General features: G+C 40.0%; 3 protein-coding genes. All 3 read left to right on the top strand.

What is annotated here, in order from left to right; genetic code table 11:
- On the top strand, positions 1–242 hold a 242-nt coding region (locus QZZ43_RS04575; protein ID WP_291856701.1), incomplete at its 5' end, for a hypothetical protein.
- A 672-nt stretch (positions 243–914) separates the two neighbouring features.
- Positions 915–1,946 carry a chemotaxis protein CheB gene (locus QZZ43_RS04580; protein WP_291856703.1) on the top strand — a complete coding sequence of 344 codons (1,032 nt, stop codon included), beginning with the start codon at positions 915–917 and terminating at the stop codon, positions 1,944–1,946.
- A gap of 155 nt (positions 1,947–2,101) precedes the next feature.
- Positions 2,102–2,601, top strand: a 500-nt coding sequence (locus QZZ43_RS04585) for a pyridoxal-phosphate dependent enzyme (protein WP_291856704.1), incomplete at its 3' end; no start/stop codon positions are given.

A 2,601-nucleotide genomic window follows, 5' to 3' on the forward strand; every position in this document is an offset into this window, starting at 1 on the left:
TCCTTAAATACGAACCTCCTTTAGCCCCCGTTTACTTTAATGAAAAGCGTTGGGAAAATCGTCGGTTTTATCAATTTGGGGCAGGTTTTCCTGGATTAATTTTTCTATCAGCTCACGTTTGCTTTTCAACTGGTTCTCAGCGACCAGAGTACCAGGAATTCTCTTCTTTTGCTTCTTGTGATCTTCCTGAATTGAATTTTTCAGTTTACCCCTCATGTCAGAAAAAGGAAATGTGGGAATGATGTAACAGTTCCAAAGAATTATGTAATGCTTTACTTTCCAAACAACAATATTTTTGAGTTGGAATAATTGTCCGTCCATTAAGTACCACCTGCATCCACTAAGTTGTGGGGCAGGCTTTTGCCTTGGCCGCTAAAATACTTATGTCCAAGTAGCTTTTGAAAGGTATTTCACTATAAACCAACAAAAGCACACTTAAAAATTCGATTTCAGGGGCTTTACAAGCCAGGCAATTGGCACTTTCTGAAGGGACAAACTACCTGAGAAACATTTTCCAGGCTTTAAAGACGGGCCCTAACTGGGAAAAATATTTTTAGCTCACCACAAATTTGAGTACCAGTTTTGAAAATTCTGTTCATTAATAAAAGAGATTTCTAACAATCACAAAAGCATACGAAACCTTCATCGTCGATATTTTAATTTGTGCGAAAACTATAAACATAAGAGCCCTTCAGGCTCCGTTTCTATCAAATATTAAAGCATGACCCCAAAGCGGTTCAAATATTTACAGATGTAATGTTTAAATGAGAATGGCCCCCCCACGCGGGTCGTACCAGTTAGGTTTATTTGTTTGTTTTTCTCATGAATTATCGATCATCCTCCTTTGTAAGCATCTAATAGGTACGGTTGTTTTTGATGAATCATAATTTTAAAAATTATTCAAACTCCGAAAGATGAAGAAAAGCCTTAAAACCGATAAGTCTGCAAAAAACTCCCGGGTAGTTGTGGTAGGTACATCTGCAGGGGGGCTGAGTGCATTAAAAGGACTAATAGGTCAACTACCCAAAGATTACCCTGTCCCGTTTTTAGTTGTCTGGCATATTTCTCCTGATGCTACGGGAAATACACTTTTAGACGAGCTGAATAAGCTAAATACCATAAAATGTCAGCATGCAAAAAGCGGAAAAGATTTAAAACCGGGATGTTTGTACCTGGCGCCATCAGACCATCACCTTTTGATTGGGAAAAACCAGAAAATGCTGGTGACCAAAGGAGCCTATGAAAACAGGTCGCGTCCTGCTATCGATCCGTTATTTCGGTCAGCGGCTGTAGCGTTTGGCCCTGGGACTATCGGAATATTGCTGACCGGTTATCTTGATGATGGAACATCAGGAATGAAAGCTGTTAAAAAATGCGGAGGAACTTCCATTGTACAGGACCCTAACGATGCTGAGTATCCGGATATGCCAAGAAATGCACTAAATAACATAAAAGTAGATTATTGCCTGCCGATTTCTGAAATGGGGGCCCTTCTTAACAAGATTATTCAACAGAAATTACCAAAGCGCAAACCCGTACCTGATGAAGTTTTGGTAGAGGCCAAAATTGCCGAACGTGTGCTAAGCGATTTGTCCTCTGTAAATAGGCTGGGCGACCAGGTTCCATTTAATTGTCCGGGATGCGGTGGTGTTTTATGGAAGGTTGGAAAAGATAGCAACTTACGCTTCCGTTGTCATACCGGGCATGCATATACAGCAGCCTCTCTTGAAGCCGAGCAGACCCACAAGATTGAAGAAACTATGTGGACTGCATTGCGAATGTTCGAGGAACATAAAAACCTACTAACTGAAATGGCACGGGGAAAAAAGGGGGTTGCTTCTAAAACGGCTCTTGAAAGAGCAAAAACGTCGCAGGTTCATATTGGTCGGATTAGAGCTATTTTAAAAGCAGATGAAAATGAAAGTGAAGATGATATGCCGACCTGAGGATTAGATAATTAATGAATTATTCAGAAAAAAGCAGAATATGTGAATTTTGCAACATCTTTCTAAAATAATGTAAGGCTTATCCTTTTGATCTTTTTCACCTTTGATAATATCATCAGGTCAGGAATTCCTATTAACAATCTAATAAAACTATAATGCAAACAACTGCAGCCCCTGAAAAGGAATTACAAAAATATCACTCCGACATACTGTCAACCATCGGGAAAACGCCTTTGGTAGAATTTTCCCGACTGGCAAAGCAATGGGGATTTTCTGTTTTTGGGAAAATGGAAAGTTTCAATCCAAGAGGTAGTATAAAAGACCGGACAGCAGTAAATATGCTTTCACAAGCAATTGAGAGCGGTAGGGTAAAACCCGGAGACACAATAATTGAATCCAGTTCGGGCAATATGGCTTTGGGCCTGGCGCAAGCGTGCAAATTTTATAATATAAAACTTATTGTAGTTATCGATCCAAAAGTGAATGCCCATACCGTGAATATACTTCAAGCTTATGGCGTTAAACTGGTTAGGATAACCGAGCCTAAACTGAAAGGAGGATATCTGGAAAGTCGCCTCCAAAGAGTTCAGGAACTACTTGCGAAAAATACCAATTTCCACAGCTTGAATCAGTACGAGAACCCGATAAACCCGGA

The sequence above is a fragment of the Marinilabilia sp. genome (genome assembly GCF_016278715.1).
Classification (GTDB): domain Bacteria; phylum Bacteroidota; class Bacteroidia; order Bacteroidales; family Marinilabiliaceae; genus Marinilabilia.

Excerpts from the sequence above, each read along its gene's own strand:
- QZZ43_RS04580 (WP_291856703.1), top strand. The coding sequence starts at position 915 with ATGAAGAAAAGCCTTAAAACCGATAAGTCTGCAAAAAACTCCCGGGTA.